The organism is Streptomyces sp. NRRL S-495 (genome assembly GCF_000966955.1).
Classification (GTDB): Bacteria; Actinomycetota; Actinomycetes; order Streptomycetales; family Streptomycetaceae; genus Kitasatospora; species Kitasatospora purpeofusca.
Genome location: NZ_JZWY01000674.1, coordinates 1 through 19035, shown reverse-complemented (window position 1 = coordinate 19035; position 19035 = coordinate 1). Strand labels below are relative to the sequence as shown.

General features: G+C 73.2%; 15 protein-coding genes and 1 pseudogene. 3 read left to right on the top strand and 13 right to left on the bottom strand.

Features of this window, described 5'->3' with window-relative positions; genetic code table 11:
* Nucleotides 1-1190 (bottom strand): pitrilysin family protein (locus VR45_RS30620; RefSeq protein ID WP_045943123.1); only part of this gene is annotated, 1190 nt, incomplete at its 3' end.
* A gap of 263 nt (nt 1191-1453) precedes the next feature.
* Here VR45_RS30620 and VR45_RS30615 point away from each other — a divergent pair.
* Together VR45_RS30615 and VR45_RS30610 are read left to right on the top strand one after the other, a co-directional pair.
* Nucleotides 1454-3904 (top strand): DNA topoisomerase IV subunit A, encoded by a 2451-nt coding sequence (locus VR45_RS30615; RefSeq protein ID WP_045943122.1) that lies wholly within the window; start codon nt 1454-1456, stop codon nt 3902-3904.
* 225 nt (nt 3905-4129) lie between these two features.
* Complete coding sequence (locus VR45_RS30610; RefSeq protein ID WP_045943121.1) at nt 4130-5038, top strand: sucrase ferredoxin; 909 nt, start codon at nt 4130-4132, stop codon at nt 5036-5038.
* 129 nt (nt 5039-5167) lie between these two features.
* On the opposite strand, the gene VR45_RS30605 is transcribed toward VR45_RS30610, so the two are convergent.
* From VR45_RS30605 to VR45_RS30580, 6 genes are all read right to left on the bottom strand, one after another.
* Nucleotides 5168-6928: a cation acetate symporter gene (locus tag VR45_RS30605; protein ID WP_045943120.1), complete on the bottom strand. Its 1761-nt coding sequence runs from the start codon at nt 6926-6928 to the stop codon at nt 5168-5170.
* Nucleotides 6925-7308, bottom strand: coding sequence for a DUF485 domain-containing protein (locus VR45_RS30600; protein ID WP_045943119.1), 384 nt, complete (start codon nt 7306-7308; stop codon nt 6925-6927). The genes VR45_RS30605 and VR45_RS30600 overlap by 4 nt, the downstream gene beginning before the upstream one ends.
* Before the next feature lie 219 nt (nt 7309-7527).
* Nucleotides 7528-8253 carry a response regulator transcription factor gene (locus VR45_RS30595; protein ID WP_045943118.1) on the bottom strand — a complete coding sequence of 242 codons (726 nt, stop codon included), beginning with the start codon at nt 8251-8253 and terminating at the stop codon, nt 7528-7530.
* Nucleotides 8250-9416, bottom strand: coding sequence for a histidine kinase (locus tag VR45_RS30590; protein ID WP_045943117.1), 1167 nt, complete (start codon nt 9414-9416; stop codon nt 8250-8252). The genes VR45_RS30595 and VR45_RS30590 overlap by 4 nt, the downstream gene beginning before the upstream one ends.
* A 30-nt stretch (nt 9417-9446) precedes the next feature.
* The gene (locus VR45_RS30585; protein ID WP_045943116.1) at nt 9447-9932 is read right to left on the bottom strand and encodes a DUF1453 family protein; all 486 of its coding nucleotides are present in this window, start codon (nt 9930-9932) and stop codon (nt 9447-9449) included.
* A gap of 151 nt (nt 9933-10083) precedes the next feature.
* Nucleotides 10084-12195 (bottom strand): DNA topoisomerase IV subunit B, encoded by a 2112-nt coding sequence (locus tag VR45_RS30580; protein ID WP_045943115.1) that lies wholly within the window; start codon nt 12193-12195, stop codon nt 10084-10086.
* A gap of 548 nt (nt 12196-12743) precedes the next feature.
* On the opposite strand from VR45_RS30580, the gene VR45_RS30575 reads away from it, so the two are divergent.
* The gene (locus tag VR45_RS30575) at nt 12744-12974 is read left to right on the top strand and encodes a hypothetical protein (RefSeq protein WP_030396621.1); all 231 of its coding nucleotides are present in this window, start codon (nt 12744-12746) and stop codon (nt 12972-12974) included.
* Between the two features lie 232 nt (nt 12975-13206).
* On the opposite strand, the gene VR45_RS30570 is transcribed toward VR45_RS30575, so the two are convergent.
* From VR45_RS30570 to VR45_RS46085, 6 genes and pseudogenes are all read right to left on the bottom strand, one after another.
* A complete protein-coding gene (locus tag VR45_RS30570) occupies nt 13207-13887 on the bottom strand; it encodes a serine protease (RefSeq protein ID WP_234326322.1) in 681 nt (226 codons plus the stop codon).
* Complete coding sequence (locus VR45_RS49205; RefSeq protein ID WP_234326321.1) at nt 13800-14204, bottom strand: hypothetical protein; 405 nt, start codon at nt 14202-14204, stop codon at nt 13800-13802. Before VR45_RS49205 ends, VR45_RS30570 begins: the two co-directional genes overlap by 88 nt.
* 172 nt (nt 14205-14376) lie before the next feature.
* Nucleotides 14377-16023: an RNA polymerase sigma factor gene (locus tag VR45_RS30565; protein WP_045943114.1), complete on the bottom strand. Its 1647-nt coding sequence runs from the start codon at nt 16021-16023 to the stop codon at nt 14377-14379.
* Between the two features lie 648 nt (nt 16024-16671).
* Complete coding sequence (locus tag VR45_RS30560) at nt 16672-17604, bottom strand: FCD domain-containing protein (RefSeq protein WP_078896972.1); 933 nt, start codon at nt 17602-17604, stop codon at nt 16672-16674.
* Nucleotides 17605-17713: 109 nt separating this feature from the next.
* Nucleotides 17714-18634, bottom strand: a complete 921-nt coding sequence (locus VR45_RS30555) for a hypothetical protein (RefSeq protein ID WP_159394410.1) — start codon at nt 18632-18634, stop codon at nt 17714-17716.
* Between the two features lie 3 nt (nt 18635-18637).
* Nucleotides 18638-19035, bottom strand: a pseudogene (locus tag VR45_RS46085) (hypothetical protein); the annotation flags it as partial.

Genomic DNA, 19035 nt, shown 5'->3' with positions numbered 1-19035 from the left:
GCCTCGTTCAGCAGCTTCGGGTCGCCGAACAGCACGGCGTAGCGGCAGAGTTCGTCGGCCCGGCCGGCCACCGTGGTGAGCCGGTCCAGCCACTCGCGCTCGATCTGCGCCTGGGCGCGCTCCAGTTCGGCCGGGGTCGGGCCCTCGGCCGCGAACCGGGCCAGCTCCTCGTCGACGGCCGCCTCGATCTGCTCGACGGTGGCGTCGCCCGAGGTCTTGACGTCCAGCCAGCCCAGGCTCGGCGCGCCGGACAGCCGCAGCAGGCCGAAGCCCGCCGCGACGGCGGTGCGGTCCCGGCGGACCAGCCGGTTGTACAGCCGGCTCGACTCGCCGCTGCCGAGGACGGTCAGCGCCAGGTCGGCGGCGTCCGCCTCGCGGGTGCCGTCGTGCGGCAGCCGGTAGGCGGCCATCAGCGCACGGGAGGGCACGTCCTCGCGGACCAGCTCGCGAATCTCCCGGCCGATGCTCTCCGGCAGGGCGCCGTCGCGCGGCGGCTGCTTGCCGTCGTGCGCGGGGATGCTGCCGAAGTACTTCTCCACCCAGGCGATCGCCTGCTCCGGGTCGATGTCGCCGACCACCGAGAGCACCGCGTTGTTGGGCGCGTAGTACGTGCGGAAGAACGCCCGGGCGTCCTCCAGGGTGGCCGCGTCCAGGTCGGCCATCGAGCCGATCGGGGTGTGGTGGTAGGGGTGGCCGTCCGGGAACGACAGCGCGGTGAGCCGCTCGAAGGCGGTCCCGTAGGGCACGTTGTCGTACCGCTGGCGGCGCTCGTTCTTCACCACGTCGCGCTGGTTCTCCATCGACGCGTCGTCGAGGGCGGCCAGCAGCGAGCCCATCCGGTCCGCCTCCAGCCAGAGCGCGAGCTCCAACTGGTGGGCCGGCATGGTCTCGAAGTAGTTGGTGCGCTCGAAGCTCGTGGTGCCGTTGAGCGAGCCGCCGGCGCCCTGGACGAGCTCGAAGTGCCCGTTGTTGGACACGTTGGCGGACCCCTGGAACATCAGGTGCTCGAACAGGTGGGCCAGCCCGGTGCGGCCCTTCACCTCGTGCCGGGAGCCCACGTCGTACCAGAGGCAGACCGCGGCCACCGGGGTCAGGTGGTCCTCGGAGAGGACGACGCGCAGGCCATTGGCCAGGCGGTGCTCGGTGATGGCGATGCCTCGCTGCTCGGAGGCGGGGGCCGGGTTGGCCATGCGCTCGGGTCCTTCCCGTCGTCGACGTCGGGGGTCTTTCGTGTGGCGTCCCCCATTGTGGTGCAACGCGCGAGCGCCGTGGATGTGTCCGCGCGGACAGGACGTTCGCCAGGGGCGGAAGAGGGGCGCTGGGCGGGACTGTCGGCGGGAGGGTCCACAATGGGGGCGCCGAGCCCTGTTGACAACACAGCCGACAGCCCGGCGAGACCGCGCCGACGAGACGTGGACGAGAAGCAAGCGAGACGTAAGGGAGCCCCGCCGCGATGGCCCGCCGCAGTTCGCAGACCCCGCCCCCCGGAGACTTCGAGGAGCGCATCCTCGACGTCGACGTCGTGGACGAGATGCAGGGCTCGTTCCTCGAGTACGCCTACTCCGTCATCTACTCCCGGGCCCTCCCGGACGCGCGGGACGGCCTCAAGCCGGTGCACCGCCGCATCCTGTACCAGGCCAACGAGATGGGCCTGCGCCCGGAGCGCGGGCACGTCAAGTGCGCCCGCCTGGTCGGCGAGGTGATGGGCCGGCTGCACCCGCACGGCGACGCCTCCATCTACGACTCGGTCGTCCGCATGGCCCAGCCGTTCTCGATGCGGCTGCCGCTGATCGACGGCCACGGCAACTTCGGCTCGCTCGGCAACGACGACCCGCCGGCCGCGATGCGCTACACCGAGTCGCGGCTCACCGCCGCCTCGATGGCCATGGTCGAGTCGATCCACGAGGAGACCGTCGACTTCGGGCCCAACTACGACGGCAGCGAGCAGGAGCCGCTGGCCCTCCCCGCGGCCTTCCCCAACCTGCTGGTCAACGGCGCCACCGGCATCGCCGTCGGCATGGCCACCAACATGCCGCCGCACAACCTCTCCGAGGTCGTCGCCGCCGCCCGGCACCTGATCAAGCACCCGACCGCCGACCTCGACACCCTGATGCGGTTCGTCCCCGGCCCCGACCTGCCCACCGGCGGACGGATCGTCGGCCTCTCCGGCATCAGGGACGCCTACGAGTCCGGCCGAGGCACCTTCAAGATCCGCGCCACCACGACCGTCGAGGCCGTCAGCGCCCGCCGCAAGGGCATCGTGGTCACCGAGCTGCCGTACAACGTCGGCCCGGAGAAGGTCATCGCCAAGATCAAGGACCTCGTCAACGCGAAGAAGCTCCAGGGCATCGCGGACGTCAAGGACCTCACCGACCGCGAGCACGGGCTGCGCCTCGTCATCGAGGTCAAGAACGGCTTCGTGCCCGAGGCCCTGCTGGAGCAGCTCTACAAGCTGACGCCGATGGAGGAGACCTTCGGCATCAACAACGTGGCGCTGGTCGACGGCCAGCCGCTCACCCTCGGCCTCAAGGAGCTGCTGGAGGTCTACGTCGACCACCGCTTCGAGGTGGTCCGCCGGCGCAGCGACTTCCGCCGCCGCAAGCGCCAGGAGCGGCTGCACCTGGTCGAGGGCCTGCTGGTCGCCCTGGTCGACATCGACGAGGTCATCGCCCTCATCCGGTCGAGCGACAACGCGGCCCAGGCCAAGGAGCGCCTGATCGAGCGCTTCTCGCTGAGCGAGACGCAGACCGCGTACATCCTCGACACCCCGCTGCGCCGGCTCACCCGCTTCGACCGGGTCGAGCTGGAGCAGGAGCAGGCCAAGCTCAACTCGGAGATCGCCGAGCTGACCGAGATCCTGGAGTCCGACACCAGGCTGCGCAGCGTGGTCTCCGGCGAACTCGGCGCCGTCGCCAAGCAGTTCGGCACCGAGCGGCGCACCGTCCTGCTGGAGGCCGGCGCCGCTCCGGCCGCCTCGCTGACCGTTCCGCTGGAGGTCGCGGACGACCCGTGCCGGGTGCTGCTCTCCTCCACCGGCCTGCTGGCTCGCACCGCCGACGGCGAGCCGTTCGAGGTGTCGGAGAAGCGCGCCAAGCACGATGTGATCGTCTCCGCGGTGCCGACCACCGCCCGCGCCGACATCGGCGTGGTCACCTCGGCCGGCCGGGTGCTGCGGCTGCCGGTCATCGACCTGCCGGCGCTGCCGCCCACCCCGTCGCCGACGCTGGCCGGCGGCGCGCTCGTCACCGAGTTCCTCCGGCTGGAGGACGACGAGCGGGTGCTCGCGCTGACCACCCTGGACGAGTCCTCCCCCGGCCTGGCGCTGGGCACCGTCCAGGGCGTCGTCAAGCGGGTGGTCCCCGAATGGCCCGCCAACAAGGACGAGTTCGAGGTGATCGGGCTCAAGGACGGCGACGAGGTGGTCGGCGCGGTCGAGCTGCGCACCGGCGAGGAGGACCTCGTCTTCATCACCTCCGACGCTCAGTTGCTGCGCTACCCCGCCGGGCAGGTCCGCCCGCAGGGCCGGCCGGCCGGCGGCATGGCCGGCGTCAAGCTGTCCGACGGCGCCCGGGTGCTCTCCTTCACCGCCGTCGACCCGGCCGTCGACGCGGTGGTCGTCTCGGTGGCCGGCGCCGCCGGCACCCTCACCGGCGAGGCCCAGTCCAGCTGGAAGGTCACCCCCTTCGAGCAGTACCCGCGCAAGGGCCGGGCCACCGGCGGGGTGCGCTGCCAGCGCTTCCTGCGCGGCGAGGACGCGCTCGCCTTCGCCTGGGCCGGACCGGCTCCCGCCCGCGCGGCCGGCCCCAAGGGCGCGCCGGTCGACCTGCCGGAGCGCGACCCGCGCCGGGACGGCTCCGGCACCCCGGTGAGCAGCCCGATCAGCACCGTGGCCGGGCCCGTCTAGGGCAGGCCCGCCACCGCCGCAGGGGCGCCGACCGACCGGGTCGGCGCCCCTGCGGCGTTCCCGGGGGCACCGGGCCTCCCCGGGGGCACGGGGCCTCCCGTTCCGGCCACCGGCCCGCCCCCGGTCCGCACCGCACCGCCCCGGTCCGCACCGCACCGCACCGCCGCAGTTGGCCACACCCCGGCGGCCGGGCCACGAAGGGCGGGCAAGGGTAGCCTTACCGCCGTGAGCACCTGTGCGACGCTGTCGCGTGAACTGTCGGAACCCCTCGCCGCCACCGCCGCGACCGCCACCACCTGGCTGCTGGTCGAACAGACCGGCCCGTGGGGGGCCAAGGCGCTCGCCGAGAGCCACCTGAACCCGGCGGTCGGCCGCGCGCTGGACGCCGCGGCCGCGGGCACCGGCGTCCGGGTCGCGCTGATCCGCCGCCCCGGCCGGCACGCCGACTGCCTGCCGACCGCCCGGCACGAGGTGGTCGTGGCGCACACCGTCCCGACCCCCGGCCGGAGCTGGGTGCGCCGGGGCCAGGTGGCGGACCCGGCGGAGCTGCTCGCCCTGGACTTCACCGCGCTGGGCGCCGGCGACCACGGCGGCTTCGGCACTCCCCACGTCGGCGGCCCGATCGCCCTGGTGTGCACCAACGGCCGCCGCGACCGCTGCTGCGCCCTGCTGGGCCGCCCCCTCGCGGCCGAGCTGGCCGCCGCCGGGCACAGCGAGGTGTGGGAGGTGACGCATCTGGGCGGGCACCGCTTCTCCCCCACGATGCTGGTCCTGCCCTACGGCTACACCTACGGACGGCTGACCGCCGAGTCGGCCAAGGAGGTGCTGGCGGCCACCGCGGCCGGTCACATGGCGCCGGAGTGGTCGCGCGGCTGCTCCGGCTGGGACCGGCCGGGCCAGGCCGCCGACCAGGCCGTGCGACTGGTCACCGGCGAGACCCGGGCGGACGCGCTGACCCTGGCCCAGCGGGCGGACGGCGCGGGCCGCTGGCGGGTCGACGTCCGGCACGAGGACGGCCGGTCCTGGGAGGTCGAGGTGGCCGAGGGCGTCAGCGAGCCGGCCCGGCCCGAGAGCTGCGGCAAGGCGGCGGGCACGCCGTCCCGGATGGAGGTCACCTCCCTGCGCGAGCTCTGACCNGCTCTGACCACCTCGGCGCCGCCCCCGCCCCCGGCCCGCCGCCGCCTCCTGTCGCCCCGGAGGCGGAGGAACGGCACGACCCCCGGCGGGGTCCGCCGGGGGTCGTGGAAGTCGGCCGTCCCGCCGTCAGGCGGCCCCGGCCCCGGTCAGGGACCGGACCTCCAGCTCGGCGTACCGGTCCGGATCGGCCGGCTCGGGCGAGGTGAGGGTGCCGATCCACCCCGCCAGGAAGCCGAGCGGGATGGAGACGATGCCCGGGTTCTCCAGCGGGAACCAGTGGAAGTCCACACCGGGGAAGAGCGCCACCTTGGTACCGGACACGACCGGTGAGAAGGCCACCAGCACCACCGCCGGAATCAGCCCGCCGTACACCGACCAGACCGCGCCGCGCGGGGTGAACCGCCGCCAGAACAGGCTGTAGAGCAGCACCGGCAGATTGGCGGAGGCGGCCACGGCGAAGGCCAGGCCGACCAGGAAGGCGACGTTCAACTGCTGCGCGAAGAGGCTCAGCACGATCGCCACCGCGCCGATCCCGACCGCCGCGATCCGGGCGACCAGCACCTCCTGGCGCTCGGTGGTCGCCGGCGCCCCGTCCGCCGTCGCCCCCGCCGCTCCGGTCGCGGCGTCGGTGCCGCCGCGGGCCCGCCGGGAGGCCGGGACGAGCGCCCGTCGGCCGCGCGCCCTCCGAGCCCCGCGGCCGCCGCGCGGGCGGCGGGGACGCCCCCGCCAGGCGCCCGCCCAGATGTCGTGGGCGAAGGCCGCCGAGGAGGCCAGGGTGAGCCCGGCGACCACGGCGAGGATGGTGGCGAAGGCGATCGCCGAGATCACCGCGAACAGCACCACCCCGCCGGTGGAGCCGTTGCCGCCGCCGAGCACCAGGGCGAGCAGCGGGACGGCGGTGTTGCCCGCCGCGTTGGCGTGCCGGACCTCCGCCGAGCCGACCAGCGCGGTGGCGCCGAGGCCCAGCGCGATGGCCATCAGGTAGAAGCCGCCGACCAGCCCGATCGCCCACATCGTCGAGCGCCGGGCGGCCCGGGCGGTGGGCACGGTGTAGAAGCGGGACAGGATGTGCGGCAGGCCCGCGGTGCCGAGCACCAGGGCGAGACCGAGGCTGAAGAAGTCCAGCCGGCTGGTGAAGCTCTTGCCGTACTTCAGCCCGGGCTCCAGGTACCGCTGGCCGGCGCCGCTGTGCTGGGCCGCCTGCCGCATCAGCTCGGCGACGTCGCCGTGGAAGCGCAGCAGCAGCAGCACGGTCAGCAGCACCGACCCGGCGACCAGCAGGAACGCCTTGACGATCTGGATCCAGGTGGTGGCCCGCATCCCGCCGACCGTGACGTAGACGATCATCAGACCGCCCACCGCCACGATGGTCCAGGTCCTGGCCTCGGCGCTGTTGGTGCCGAGCAGCAGGGCGACCAGGCTGCCCGCGCCGACCATCTGGGCGACCAGGTAGAACAGCGTGACCACGACACTGGCGCCGCCGGCCGCGGCCCGGACCTTGCGCCGGCGCAGCCGCAGCGCCAGCACATCGGCCAAGGTGTACCGGCCGGCGTTCCTGACCAGCTCGGCGACCAGCATCAGGACCACCAGCCAGGCCACCAGGAAGCCGATGCTGTAGAGCACGCCGTCGTACCCGAACAGCGCGATCAGCCCGGCGACGCCGAGGAAGGAGGCGGCGGAGAGGTAGTCGCCGGAGAGCGCGAAGCCGTTCTGCAGCGGCGTGAAGTCGCGGCCGCCGGCGTAGAAGTCGTCGGCGCCACCACGGCGGCGGCGGCCGGCCCAGAAGGTGATCCCGAGGGTGACCAGGACGATGACGGCGAACAGCACCACGGCCAGGTCGTGGTGGTCGCCGGCGGGGGCGACGGGGGGCGGGGTGGCGGTCCTCATCGCAACTGGTCCTGGGTGTCCCAGCGGAGCGACAGGGCGGCCCGGTCGCGCTGGGTGCGGGCGTTGCGGGCGTAGAGCCAGGTCAGCAGGAAGGTCGTGGCGAACTGCAGCAGACCGAGCAGCCAGGCCACGTTGACCGGCCCGGCCACCGGGGTGCGCATCAGCCCGGGGGCGGCGGCCTGGGCGGCCACGTAGAGCAGGTACCAGGCGAGGAACACACCGCTGACCGGGAAGACGAAGGACCGGTAGCTGTGGCGGATCCGCTGGAAGGCCAGGCTGTTCTGGACGGAGCGGTAGACCTCGGTGCTGGCGTCGTCCGAGGGGCCGGCCTCGGGATCGGACCCGGCCGACGGTGCGGGCGGTGCCGGGGGCACCGGCACCGATACCGGTGCTGATGCCGGTGGTGATGCCGGTGCCGAGGCCCACCAGTCCAGTTGTCCGCCCGGCTCGGGACTTCTCGTCTGCGGTTGTGGCACGGCTGCTCCTGGACCGGGGGGTTGTGACCCGAACCATCATGGGGTCGCCCCAACTCCCCAAACTCCCAACGCAGATACGTTCACTCGATGAGGTGATCGATGATCCGACAGACGCTCATCCGACTACTGCGGCGACCCGGTGATTCCGTGTCGGAAGGCGTACGCGACCGCTTGCGCCCGGTCCCGCACGCCGGTCTTGGCGAACAGATTGTTGATGTGGGTCTTCACGGTCGCCGGACCGACGTACAGCCGACGGGCGATCTCGGTGTTGGAGAGGCCCTCCGCGATCAGCCCCAGCACCTCCGCCTCCCGCGCGGTCAGCCCGTCCGGCGGCTCCCCGGACGGCACCGCGGACGACACCCCGACCGGCTCCCCGGACGGCACCGGGCCGGCCACCCCGGCCACCCCCGCCGCCTCCCCCGACAGCCGCTCCAGCAGCCGCAGTTGCACCTGCGGCGAGAGCCCGGCCGCCCCCGAGCGGACGTCCGCGATCGCCCGGGCGATCTCCTCGCCGCCCGCGTCCTTGGTCAGATACCCCCGCGCCCCGGCCCGCAGGGCCGGGAACAGCGACTCGTCGTCGGCATAGGTGGTGAGCACCACGACCTCGGTGCCCGGGTACCCGGCCCGGATCCGCCGGGTCGCCTCGACGCCGTCGCAGCGCGGCATCCGCAGGTCCATCAGCACCACGTCCGGACGGTGCCGCGCGACCAGCGCGACCGCCTCCTCGCCGTCCGCCGCCGCACCGACCACCTCGATCCCCGGCAGCAGCCCGAGCAGCATCACGATGCCCTCGCGGACCACGGTCTGGTCGTCCACGACCAGCACCCTGGTCACCGCCCGCCCCGTCATGCCGGCACTCGCAGCAGCACGCGCCATCCTCCCTCGTGCGGGCCCGCCAGCAGGCTGCCGCCGAGCAGTTCAGCGCGTTCGCGCATCCCCAGCAGACCGTACCCGCCACCGCTCGCCGCCAGCCCGCCGGGCGCACCCGCGCGCCCCGCGCCCTCGTCCCGCACCTCCAGCTCCACCTCCTCGGGCCGATAGCGCAGCTCGACCGCGCAGCGCGCGCCCGGGGCGTGTTTGCGCACATTGGTCAGTGCCTCCTGCGCCGTGCGCCGGACCGCGAGCCCCACCTCGGCGGCCAGTGGACGCGGCATCCCGGCCACCCGGAACTCCGCGCCCTCCCGCCCGGTCAGCTCCACCAGGTAGTCGCCGACCGGGGTGAACTCGCCGCGCAGCGCCGACAGCGCCTGCCGGGTCTCGGCCAGCCCGTCCTGCGCCATCCGCCGGGCGGCCACCACCCGCTCCCGGACCTGCTCCCGGTCGGTGCCGGCGTCCAGCATCAGCCGGGCCGCCTCCAGGTGCACCAGCTGGGCGGAGAGGCTGTGCGCCAGCACGTCGTGGATCTCCCGGGCGATCCTGGCCCGTTCGGCGAGCGCGGCGCTCTCCGCCTCGGCGGCCCGCGCGGCCCGTTCCTGGACGAGCAGCCGCCGCGCCGTCCCGCGCGCCTCGACGTCCAGCCGCAGCAGGTAGCCGAGCAGCAGCAGTCCGCCACAGGTGGCCGTGATGCTCAGCGGGCCCGCCCAGCTGACCGCCGCGTACGAGCCGAGCGCGGCCCCGGCGGTGATCAGCGCCGGCCCCGGCGGCAGCCGGATCAGCGCGGTCACCGCCAGCCCGTACCAGAGCACGTCGGCGAGCAGGTAGGCGTGTCCCGCGTTGGCCAGCCAGGCGGCCGCGGACAGCCCGGCCGCCAGCGCGTACGCCGGCACCGGGCGCTGCTCCCGGCAGGCGTGCAGGAAGCCTGCGACGAGCACGACCGCCGTGACCAGCCCCGCGACCTCGACCGCCACCGCCCAGCCGGAGTACCGGCCGTCGGAGAAGGTTCCCCAGCAGACGGTGGTCAGCAGGGCGAGCCGGCCGAGCCCGGCGAGGATCCGCCGGGGGCGGCTGTCGGCGTCGTGCTCCAGCCCCTCGCGGGACGGCCAGCGGGTCCAGAACCGGTCGACCTCGACCAAGGGGGTGCCTCCTCGTGCGTACGGCGGTGGTCAGGACAGCAGGGTGACCCGCCCCGGGGGCACGAGGGCCCGCGCCCTCCAGTGCACCACGAGCGAGCGGACCAGCAGCAGCACCGCCAGGCTCAGCAGCAGCGCGCTGCCCGACTGCCGCAGGTGCAGCGCCACCCCGAGCCCGAACAGGCCGAACCTGATCGCGATCATCCCGCCCCAGGCGGCCAGCGTGGCCCGGGTGCCCTGGGCCCAGAGCGCCCCGTCCGCCTCCCGCCACAGCCGGACGGTCCAGCCCCACACCGAGCCGGCCGCGAGCACCGCGACCACCCCGCAGCCGAGCAGGACGACGGACCAGGCGGTGTCCCGCCGGTCGATCAGCTGCGGATCCCTCAGCGCGACGGCGGCGAGGACCAGCGGCAGCACCCAGAAGCGGCGGTCGGTGTCCAGGCGCCGGGGGCGCATCTGGCGCCGGAGCACGAGCAGCATCACCACGACCACGAGAGCGGCGTCGACCAGGGTGGGCATCGGGGTTCTCCGTCCGGGGAGGCTCTGTCTGACCTCTCCGACGCTACGGATCCGCCGCCCGCGGCTGATCGGCGCCGGGGTGGACGGCGGGTGGAACCGACGCGAAGGGGCCCTCCACCCACGGGTGGAGGGCCCCTTCCGGCGGGGTCGCTCAGGCGTCGATGCGCGAACGGTCCAGGGTGGCCGCCGAGTCCACGATGAACTCCTTGCGCGGCGCCACGTCGTTGCCCATCAGCAGGTCGAAGACCTTCTCGGCCTGGTCCAGGTCACCCAGGTTGATCCGGCGCAGCGTGCGGTGGCGCGGGTCCATGGTGGTCTCGGCCAGCTGGTCGGCGTCCATCTCGCCGAGGCCCTTGTACCGCTGGACCGGGTCCTTCCAGCGCAGGTTCTTGCGCTGGAACTCCAGCAGGGTGGAGCGCAGCTCGGCGTCCGAGTAGGTGTAGTGGTACTTCTCCTGGCCGCGCTTGGGGTTGGTGAGCTCGATCCGGTGCAGCGGCGGCACCGCCGCGAAGACCCGGCCCTGCTCGACCATGGGCCGCATGTACCGCTGGAACAGGGTCAGCAGCAGGCAGCGGATGTGCGAACCGTCGACATCGGCGTCGGCCATGAAGATGACCCGGCCGTAACGGGCCTGGTCGATGTCGAAGGTGCGGCCCGAACCGGCCCCTATCACCTGGATGATCGCCGCGCACTCGGTGTTCTTGAGCATGTCGCTCACGGACGCCTTCTGCACGTTGAGGATCTTGCCGCGGATCGGCAGCAGGGCCTGGAACTCGGAGTTGCGGGCCAGCTTGGCGGTGCCGAGCGCGGAGTCGCCCTCGACGATGAAGAGTTCGCTGCGCTCGACGTCGTCGCTGCGGCAGTCGGCCAGCTTCGCCGGCAGCGAGCTGGTCTCCAGCGCGGTCTTCCGGCGCTGGGCCTCCTTGTGCTGGCGGGCGGCGACCCGGGTGCGGGCGGCGGCCACGACCTTCTCCAGCACCGCCCGGGCCTGGACCTTCTCGTCCCGCTTGCCGGAGGTGAGGAAGGTCTTGAGCTCCTTGGCGACGACGGCCGCGACGATCCGGTTGGCCGCCGAGGTGCCGAGCACCTCCTTGGTCTGGCCCTCGAACTGCGGCTCGGCCAGCCGGACGGTGACCACGGCGGTGAGGCCCTCGGTGGCGTCGTCCTTGGTGACGTCGTCCTCGGCGACCCGCAGCAGCTTGGTGGCCCGCAGCACCTCGTTGACGGTCTTGGCCAGCGAGCGCTCGAAGCCGGTGACGTGGGTACCGCCCTTGGGGGTGGCGATGATGTTGACGAAGGAGCGCAGCGTGGTGTCGTAACCGGTGCCCCAGCGCAGCGCGATGTCCACCCCGAGCTGCCGGGTGACCTCGGTCGGCGTCATGTGCCCGAGCTCGTCCAGGACCGGCACGGTCTCCTTGAAGGTGCCCTCGCCGTGCAGCCGCAGCACGTCGCTGATCGGCTTGTCCGGCGCCAGGAACTCGCAGAACTCGGCGATGCCGCCGTCGAAGTGGAAGGTGCTCTCGTCGACCTTGTCGCTCTCGGTCAGCCGCTCGTCACGCACGAGGATGGTCAGGCCGGGGACGAGGAAGGCGGTCTGCCGGGCCCGGTTGTGCAGGTGCTCCAGCGAGAGCTTGGCGTCCTTGAGGAAGATCTGCCGGTCCGCCCAGTACCGGATCCGGGTGCCGGTGCGGGCCTTGGGCACCTTGCGGGCCCGGCTGAGGCCGTTGGCCGCCTCGAACGGGGCGTCCGGGCCGGCCTCGGTGAAGATGCCGGGGGTGCCGCGCCGGAAGCTGATCGCATGGGTGTGGCCGCTGCGGTCGACCTCGACGTCCAGTCGGGCCGAGAGGGCGTTGACCACGGAGGCACCGACACCGTGCAGGCCGCCGGAGGCCGCGTAGGAGCCGCCGCCGAACTTGCCGCCGGCGTGCAGCTTGGTCATCACGACCTCGACGCCGGACAGCCCGGTCTTGGGCTCGACGTCCACCGGGATACCGCGTCCGTTGTCGCGGACCTCGACCGAGGAGTCCTCGTGCAGGACGACCTCGATCCGGTCGCAGTAGCCGCCCAGCGCCTCGTCCACCGAGTTGTCGATGATCTCCCAGAGGCAGTGCATCAGGCCCCGGCTGTCGGTCGAGCCGATGTACATGCCGGGACGCTTGCGGACCGCCTCCAGACCCTCCAGGACGAGCAGGTGCCGAGCGGTGTAGTTGGAACCGTCGTCGCCGGCCAGCAGAGCGGACGGCACGGTCGTTTCGGCACTCACGCGGCACTCTCCTCGGTGAAGTTCTGTCTCATCGGTCACATACGGGCACATCCGGACAGGTCCGGAGCGTCCGCCAGTGCAGCACACCACACCGACAGCCGTTCCCCTCCGTGTGCACACCCCTCCGCTGGGTGCACAGCACGGCAAGCCGGTCCCGCGCAGCTTGTACGCGCTCCGCGAACAAGAGCCGTGCCGGATTGGGGGCGCCGGGGCTCCATCTCCTCCCGGTACCACTGCTCCTGGCGGACCGTGGGACCGGGCACAGGCTCCGGAACTGCCGTTATGCAGGCTACCGGGGCCCGGGACGGGGCTTATGCTCCAACCCAGCAGAGGATTATGCTACGCGGACTCCCGCACCCGGTTCCGATCGGGCGTTCGAGCCGCGGGCGGATCCTGGGATCCGGTACGCATGAACCACCGGCCCCCGGGGCACGTCCTCATCAACACAGCAGAATCCTCAGAGAAGAAAAGCCACGAGCGGGAACGTTTTCGGCCTGGTTGGATGTTGACCCTGGTACGACAGCTCGTCGAGCTAGAGAAGAGGCGACGTGACTACTGTTCTGACCCCTGCGAGCCCGCTCACCGCGGCTGACCGCTGCGACCGCTGCGGCGCCCAGGCTTACCTGCGCGTCGTACTCGCCAGCGGTGGAGAGCTGCTCTTCTGCGCCCACCACGGCCGGAAGTTCGAGCCGGAGCTCAAGAAGATCGCCGTGGAGATACAGGACGAGAGCAACCGCCTCGGCACCACTGCCGCCACGGCCAACGACGACGAGCGCTGATCCCGAGCGCCTCCAGCAGCAGACCGACGTCGAGCTGTGTCCGGTCGCACACCGCGTGTGACCGGGTGAGCCGGGCGACTGCCCTTCCGAGGGCCGGCCGCCCGGCTTCGTCGTTCCCGGACCGCTCGCTTCCGTACCGCTCTCTCCTGGACCGCCAGGACCCGGACCCCTGGGCCTCGGATCCCTGGGCCCCGGAGGCGGCCCGATCGGGCGGCGCCCCGTGCCCGTTCGACTACAGGAGGGAGCGGACCGCGTCGGAGACCGAGGCGATCCTGGTGTAGACACCCGGGTGGGCGGCCTCGGCGCAGCCCGTTCCCCAGGACACCAGCCCCGCGAGCCGGCCCGCGACCACCAGCGGCCCGCCGCTGTCGCCCTGGCAGGCGTCCTTCCCGCCCCGCTCCTCGCCCGCGCACACCATGCCCCGGGCGTCGAAACGCCCGTCCTGGCCGCCCGGGTAGGCCTGGGCGCAGGTCTGGTCCGCGATGATCGGCACGTCCACGCCCCGCAGCTGGGGCGAGTAGTCGCCGTGGCCGGTGGTGTCCCCCCAGCCGTAGACCCGGGCCGGGGTCCCCGCGCGGTACGGCTCGGTCTCGCCCTGGCCGACCAGGTCGATCACCGGCCGGCTCCCCTGCGACTCGGCGAGGGTGACCACCGCCACATCGTTCATATTGGTGGTGAAGGAGTAGTCGGGGTGGATCCGGACCTCCCGCACCTCCACCTCCCGGCCGACCGTGCCGCGCAGGTCGTCCCGGCCGACCACGACCCGCAGCCCGGGCCGGTCCACCTGGTGCCCGCCGGACTCGTCGTAGAAGCAGTGCGCCGCCGTCACCACCTTGGTGGGGGTGACCAGCGCTCCCCCGCAGAACTGGCCCGAGCGGCCGGAGCCGAACTGCTGCCGACTGGCCAGGGCCACCACCCACGGGTGGTCGCCCGTGCTCTCGGGTGGTCGCCCGTGCTCTCGGTCGTTCCGCCGACGATCCGCCCCTGCGGCCGGGCCTGCGCGGCGGTGGCCGGGCCGAGCGCCAGCAGCGGCGCGGGCAGCGCGGCCAGCAGGGTCAGCACGGCGGCCCGGCGGTAACGGGGCACCCGGGCGGGAGCCGGCCGGGCGGCAGCCCGGGCCGCGCGCGCGGCGGGGCGTACGGCGCGGGGCGCGTCGGTCGGCAGGTCGGCGCGGTCCGGACGGTCCGGGGTGGGCGGCACCGTGTCTCCAGGTGGCTCGGCAGCAGGCAACCGGCACAGCGTAGGTGACCGACCACGGTCCGCGACCGCTCTGCCCCGCACCGCCACCCGGACGAGCGACAACGGCCACCCGGACGGTGACGTCCACCCCTCCCGAACAGCCGGAAGGCCCGGAGCGCGGAGCTCCGGGCCTTCCGGTCGGACGTTGGTGCCGAACCGTCGATCAGTCCAGGTAGTCCCGCAGCACCTGGGAACGCGACGGGTGACGCAGCTTGGACATGGTCTTCGACTCGATCTGGCGGATGCGCTCACGGGTGACCCCGTACACCTTGCCGATCTCGTCGAGCGTCTTCGGCTGACCGTCCGTCAGGCCGAAGCGCATCGAGACCACGCCCGCCTCGCGCTCGGACAGGGTGTCCAGGACCGAGTGCAGCTGCTCCTGGAGCAGGGTGAAGGAGACCGCGTCGGCCGGGACGACCGCCTCGGAGTCCTCGATGAGGTCACCGAACTCGCTGTCGCCGTCCTCGCCGAGCGGCGTGTGCAGCGAGATGGGCTCGCGACCGTACTTCTGGACCTCGATGACCTTCTCGGGGGTCATGTCGAGTTCCTTGGCCAGCTCCTCCGGGGTGGGCTCGCGGCCCAGGTCCTGGAGCATCTGGCGCTGGACGCGGGCCAGCTTGTTGATGACCTCGACCATGTGCACCGGGATACGGATGGTGCGGGCCTGGTCGGCCATCGCGCGGGTGATCGCCTGGCGGATCCACCAGGTCGCGTAGGTGGAGAACTTGTAGCCCTTGGTGTAGTCGAACTTCTCGACCGCACGGATCAGACCGAGGTTGCCCTCCTGGATGAGGTCCAGGAAGAGCATGCCGCGACCGGTGTAGCGCTTGGCCAACGAGACCACCAGGCGGAGGTTGGCCTCCAGCAGGTGGTTCTTGGCCCGGCGGCCGTCCTCGGCGATGATCTCCAGCTCGCGCTTGAGCTTGGGAGCGAGCTTGTCGGCGGCCGAGAGCTTGTCCTCGGCGAACAGGCCGGCCTCGATCCGCTTGGCGAGCTCGACCTCCTGCTCGGCGTTGAGCAGCGGGACCTTGCCGATCTGCTTCAGGTAGTCCTTGACCGGGTCGGCGGTGGCACCGGCGACGGCGACCTGCTGGGCCGGAGCGTCGTCCTCGTCGTCGTCGGAGAGGACGAAGCCCTCCGACTCCTCCTCCGGGGCGTCGCCCTCGGCGGCGGGCTTGTCGCCGGGCAGGGCCACGTCCTCGAGGATCTCCTCCTCGCCGAGGGCCTCCTCCTCGCCGCCCTTGCCCGCGGTCTTGGCGGTGGTGGTCTTCTTGGCGGCGGCCTTCTTGGCCGGCGCGGCGGTCTTCTTGGCGACGGCCTTCTTGGCCACGGCCTTCTTGGCGACGGCCGCCTTCACCTCGGTGCCGGCGGTCGCCCCCTCGACGGTGATCTCGGCGGAGACGGTGCTGACCGGCGCGGCGGCGGCCGCGACCGTCGGAGTGGAGACGGGCGCACCGGGCGCGATGCGCACGGGCGGCTTGGTCGGGGCCGACGGAGCGGCCGGGTTCCGGGTGGTGACCGCCTTGGTCGCGGTGCGCTTGGCGGGGCTCTTGGCAGCAACGCTCTTGCGCTTGGCGCCGGCCGGTTCGGCCGCGCTGACCATGAGGTCCACCCCCTCCTCAATCAGAACCTGGTTGAGGCTGCGCATGACGTTCTTCCACTTGGTGACCGGGATCTGGTCCGCCTCGAACGCCTGGCGTACGTCGTCACCGGCGATCTGCCCCTGGGCCTTGCCCCGCTCGATGAGCGCCAGCAGAGCCGCGGACTCGGCGATCTCGGGGGGAAGCGAACGGGATGTGCTGGCCGACACGAACAACCTCTCGGACGATGAGTGGACTCGAACCCGTACCGGCCGCCCGAGCGGGCGGGGAAGGAGATCGCGCGTCGGGCACGCGGTGTCGATTCCGACCGACTCGGGTTTGAGGTCTGGGTTTGCAGGACGGCAGCAGCGCCGCGGACCAACACAGCATTCTGACACGTTGGGTTATTCCGGAGCTGCTCCCGCTCAGGAGACATCGCTGCTGCTCGTCAAGTGTTACGCATGGCCTTCGTGTCGCGGGTCACACCGGTCGGCGGCCGCGGCACGGGGCCGACCTCCATCATCCCCCACCCGCGACCGAACCATTCACCATGGACACGCCATTCCACTGTCCGGCGGGTGCGGGCCCGCTCCGAGCCGGCGTCGAACTACCGCCGAACCGCCGCCGGGACATCCCTTCCGCCCCCTCCGCCTCCTTTTCGCCTTCCGGCTTCCGCCGCCCCCTCCGCCCCTCTGCTTCGTGCGGCCCCGGACGTACGGAGACCCCCCGGCCGCACCGTGGCGGCAGCCGGGGGGTCGGGGGTCGCGAGGGGGACTGCGGGAGGCCGCGGAGGAATCGCGGACGTCGGATCACGACGGGGCGGATCGGGGAGCTGGTCGCGGGGCGGGGCGGCGGTGTCCGGTCGCCCTACGGTCCGCTCAGTGCTCCCGGGGCGCCGGAACGGACGGCTCGATCTCGGGGTGGACGGTGAGCAGCGCCCGCATCGTGTTCTCGGCGGCACTGCCGTCGCCGGAGCCGAGCGCCTCCACCAGCCGGGCGTGCATCCCGACCGAGGACTCCGAGGGCCGCTCGCAGGCGGTGGCCGGACCGCCGGACACCTGGAGCGCGCAGGCGACGATCCCGGAGAGGTGCTCCAGCATCCGGTTCCCGGCCAGCTGCAGGATGAGCACGTGCAGCTCGGTGTCGGCCCGGGCGTAGGTGGCGAGGTCCGCCTGGGCGCAGGCGTGGCCCATGATCTCGATCAGCTCGGCCAGCCGCTGCTGGACGTCCTCCCGGCCGTGGCCGGAGGCCAGCCGGGAGGCCAGCGGCTCGATCGCCCAGCGCAGCTCGAACAGCTCCCGGCGCTGCTCGTCGCGCTGCGGGCCGAAGGCGCGCCACTCGATGATGTCCGGGTCCAGGAGGTTCCAGTCGCTGACCGGGCGGACCCGGGTGCCGACGTTGGGGCGGGCGCTGACCAGGCCCTTGGCCTCCAGCACGCGCAGCGACTCGCGGACGACGGTGCGGGAGACCTCGAACCGCTGGCCGATCTCCTCCGGGACGAGCGGCCGGTCGGCGCCGAGGTCGCCGGAGACGATCATCTGGCCCAACTGCTGGACGAGCTGGCCGTGCAGGCCGCGGCCCCGGCTGCTGGTGGTCTTGCGGCCGACCCGGCCGAGGTCCGACTCGGCGCCCTCCCAGCGGGGCGCCGGCGGGACGGGCCGGTCGGCGTAGGAGTAGCGGTCCAGGTCGGCGGAGCCGTGAATGGCCCCATCGGCGGAACGGGCGGGGGTCATGGTGGGGTGCGCAAGGGTACTCACAGCTCCTTTGTCGGCGATCGGCGGGCACAGCTTGAGAATTCTCGTGAAAAGCACACGAAAGGGTGATCGCCCGTGACTGGATAATTGACTTCTTATCAGGGTGAACCACTCATTACGGTCACCCTTGGTCGATCTTGGCGAACCGCCCCGGCCCGCCGCGGGCTCAGAGCGCCCGGCGCCGGGCCTGCACCACCAGGGTGACCAGCAGCAACACCAGCACCGGCGTCACCACGGCGGCCAGCAGCGCCGGATCGGTCAGCGCCGGAGCCGCCGACATCACGCCGCCGCTCGCAACCCGGCCGTCCCCGCCGTACACCCATCCGTACGCCCACTCGATCCCCGACGGGAACGGCAGCAGTTCCGCCGCCCGGGCCGGCCAGGGCGTCCCGCTCTGCCGCAGCACCAGCGCCACCACGGACTCCAGCAGCGGCGGCAGCGCGCAGAGCAGCAGCACCCCGGCGGTGGCGCTCCGGGTCAGCGCGGCGGTCAGCACGCCGGTCCAGCCCGCCACGACCACCAGCAGCACGAAGGCCAGCAGCGCCGTCGGCGCCCCCTGCCCGGCCACCAGGGCCAGCGGCGCCGCCACCGGCGGCAGCACGTCGAGCCCGCCAGGACCGGACGGGGCCAGCGCCTCCGCGACCCGGGTGGACAGCGCGGCCGGGTCCGACCAGGCCGCCACCGCCACCCCGGCGGGCAGGGTGAAGTGCACGGTCACCGCGTCGACCAGCACCGTGACCAGGGCGAGCAGCGCCGCGAGGGAACCGGTCACCGCCAGCTTGGCCGTCAGCAGCCGGACCCGGCGCGGGTAGGACACCTGCGAGGCCGCCAGCCCCCGGTGCCGCACCTCGTGGCCGTAGGCCAGCGCGCCCAGCACCCCGGCGCCCAGCGCCGCGAACGGCAGCGGCACCAGCGGCACCGCCGCCGTCAGCAGCCGCACCGCGGCCGCGCCGCCGAGGGTCCGGTCCCCCACCTGGCCCGCCAGCACGCCGGCGACCACCGCGTCGCAGACCACCACGAGCCCGAGCAGCAGCCAGGTCGAACGCAGGCCGCGCACCCGGCGCAGCTCATAAGCCAGAACACGCACGGTTCACTCGCTCCGAAGGTCAGAGGTGACGGGAACAACGGGCCCGGTCGGGTCCGACCCGGTCGGGTTGGCCCCCGGTGAGGCCGACCGGTCGGGCGCGGGCCGCTCGGCCCGATCGGGCTGCGGGCGGGTGACGCGGCCCAGGCGGACGGTGTCGTCGCCCAGCCGTCCGTCGACCGCCTCCCCCGGGCGCCCGTGGGCCTCGGCCTTCGGGACGGCCGCCGGGGCCGTTGCCGAACGCGCCAGGCCGGTCAGCCCGTCCCGGAAGAGCCGGTCCACCGCGACCACCGGAGAGGTCTCGTCCTCCCGCCGCCCGCTGCTGCGGCGCCCGGTCCGCGCGGTCCCGGCGGCCGCGCCGGGCACCCCGGCCGCCTCGGCCGCGCGCCGGGTGACGGCCCGGG

Coding starts and splice junctions, on each gene's coding strand:
- VR45_RS30615 (WP_045943122.1), top strand. CDS start 1,454: ATGGCCCGCCGCAGTTCGCAGACCCCGCCCCCCGGAGACTTCGAGGAG.
- VR45_RS30605 (WP_045943120.1), bottom strand. CDS start 6,928: ATGAGGACCGCCACCCCGCCCCCCGTCGCCCCCGCCGGCGACCACCAC.
- VR45_RS30595 (WP_045943118.1), bottom strand. CDS start 8,253: ATGACGGGGCGGGCGGTGACCAGGGTGCTGGTCGTGGACGACCAGACC.
- VR45_RS30585 (WP_045943116.1), bottom strand. CDS start 9,932: ATGCCCACCCTGGTCGACGCCGCTCTCGTGGTCGTGGTGATGCTGCTC.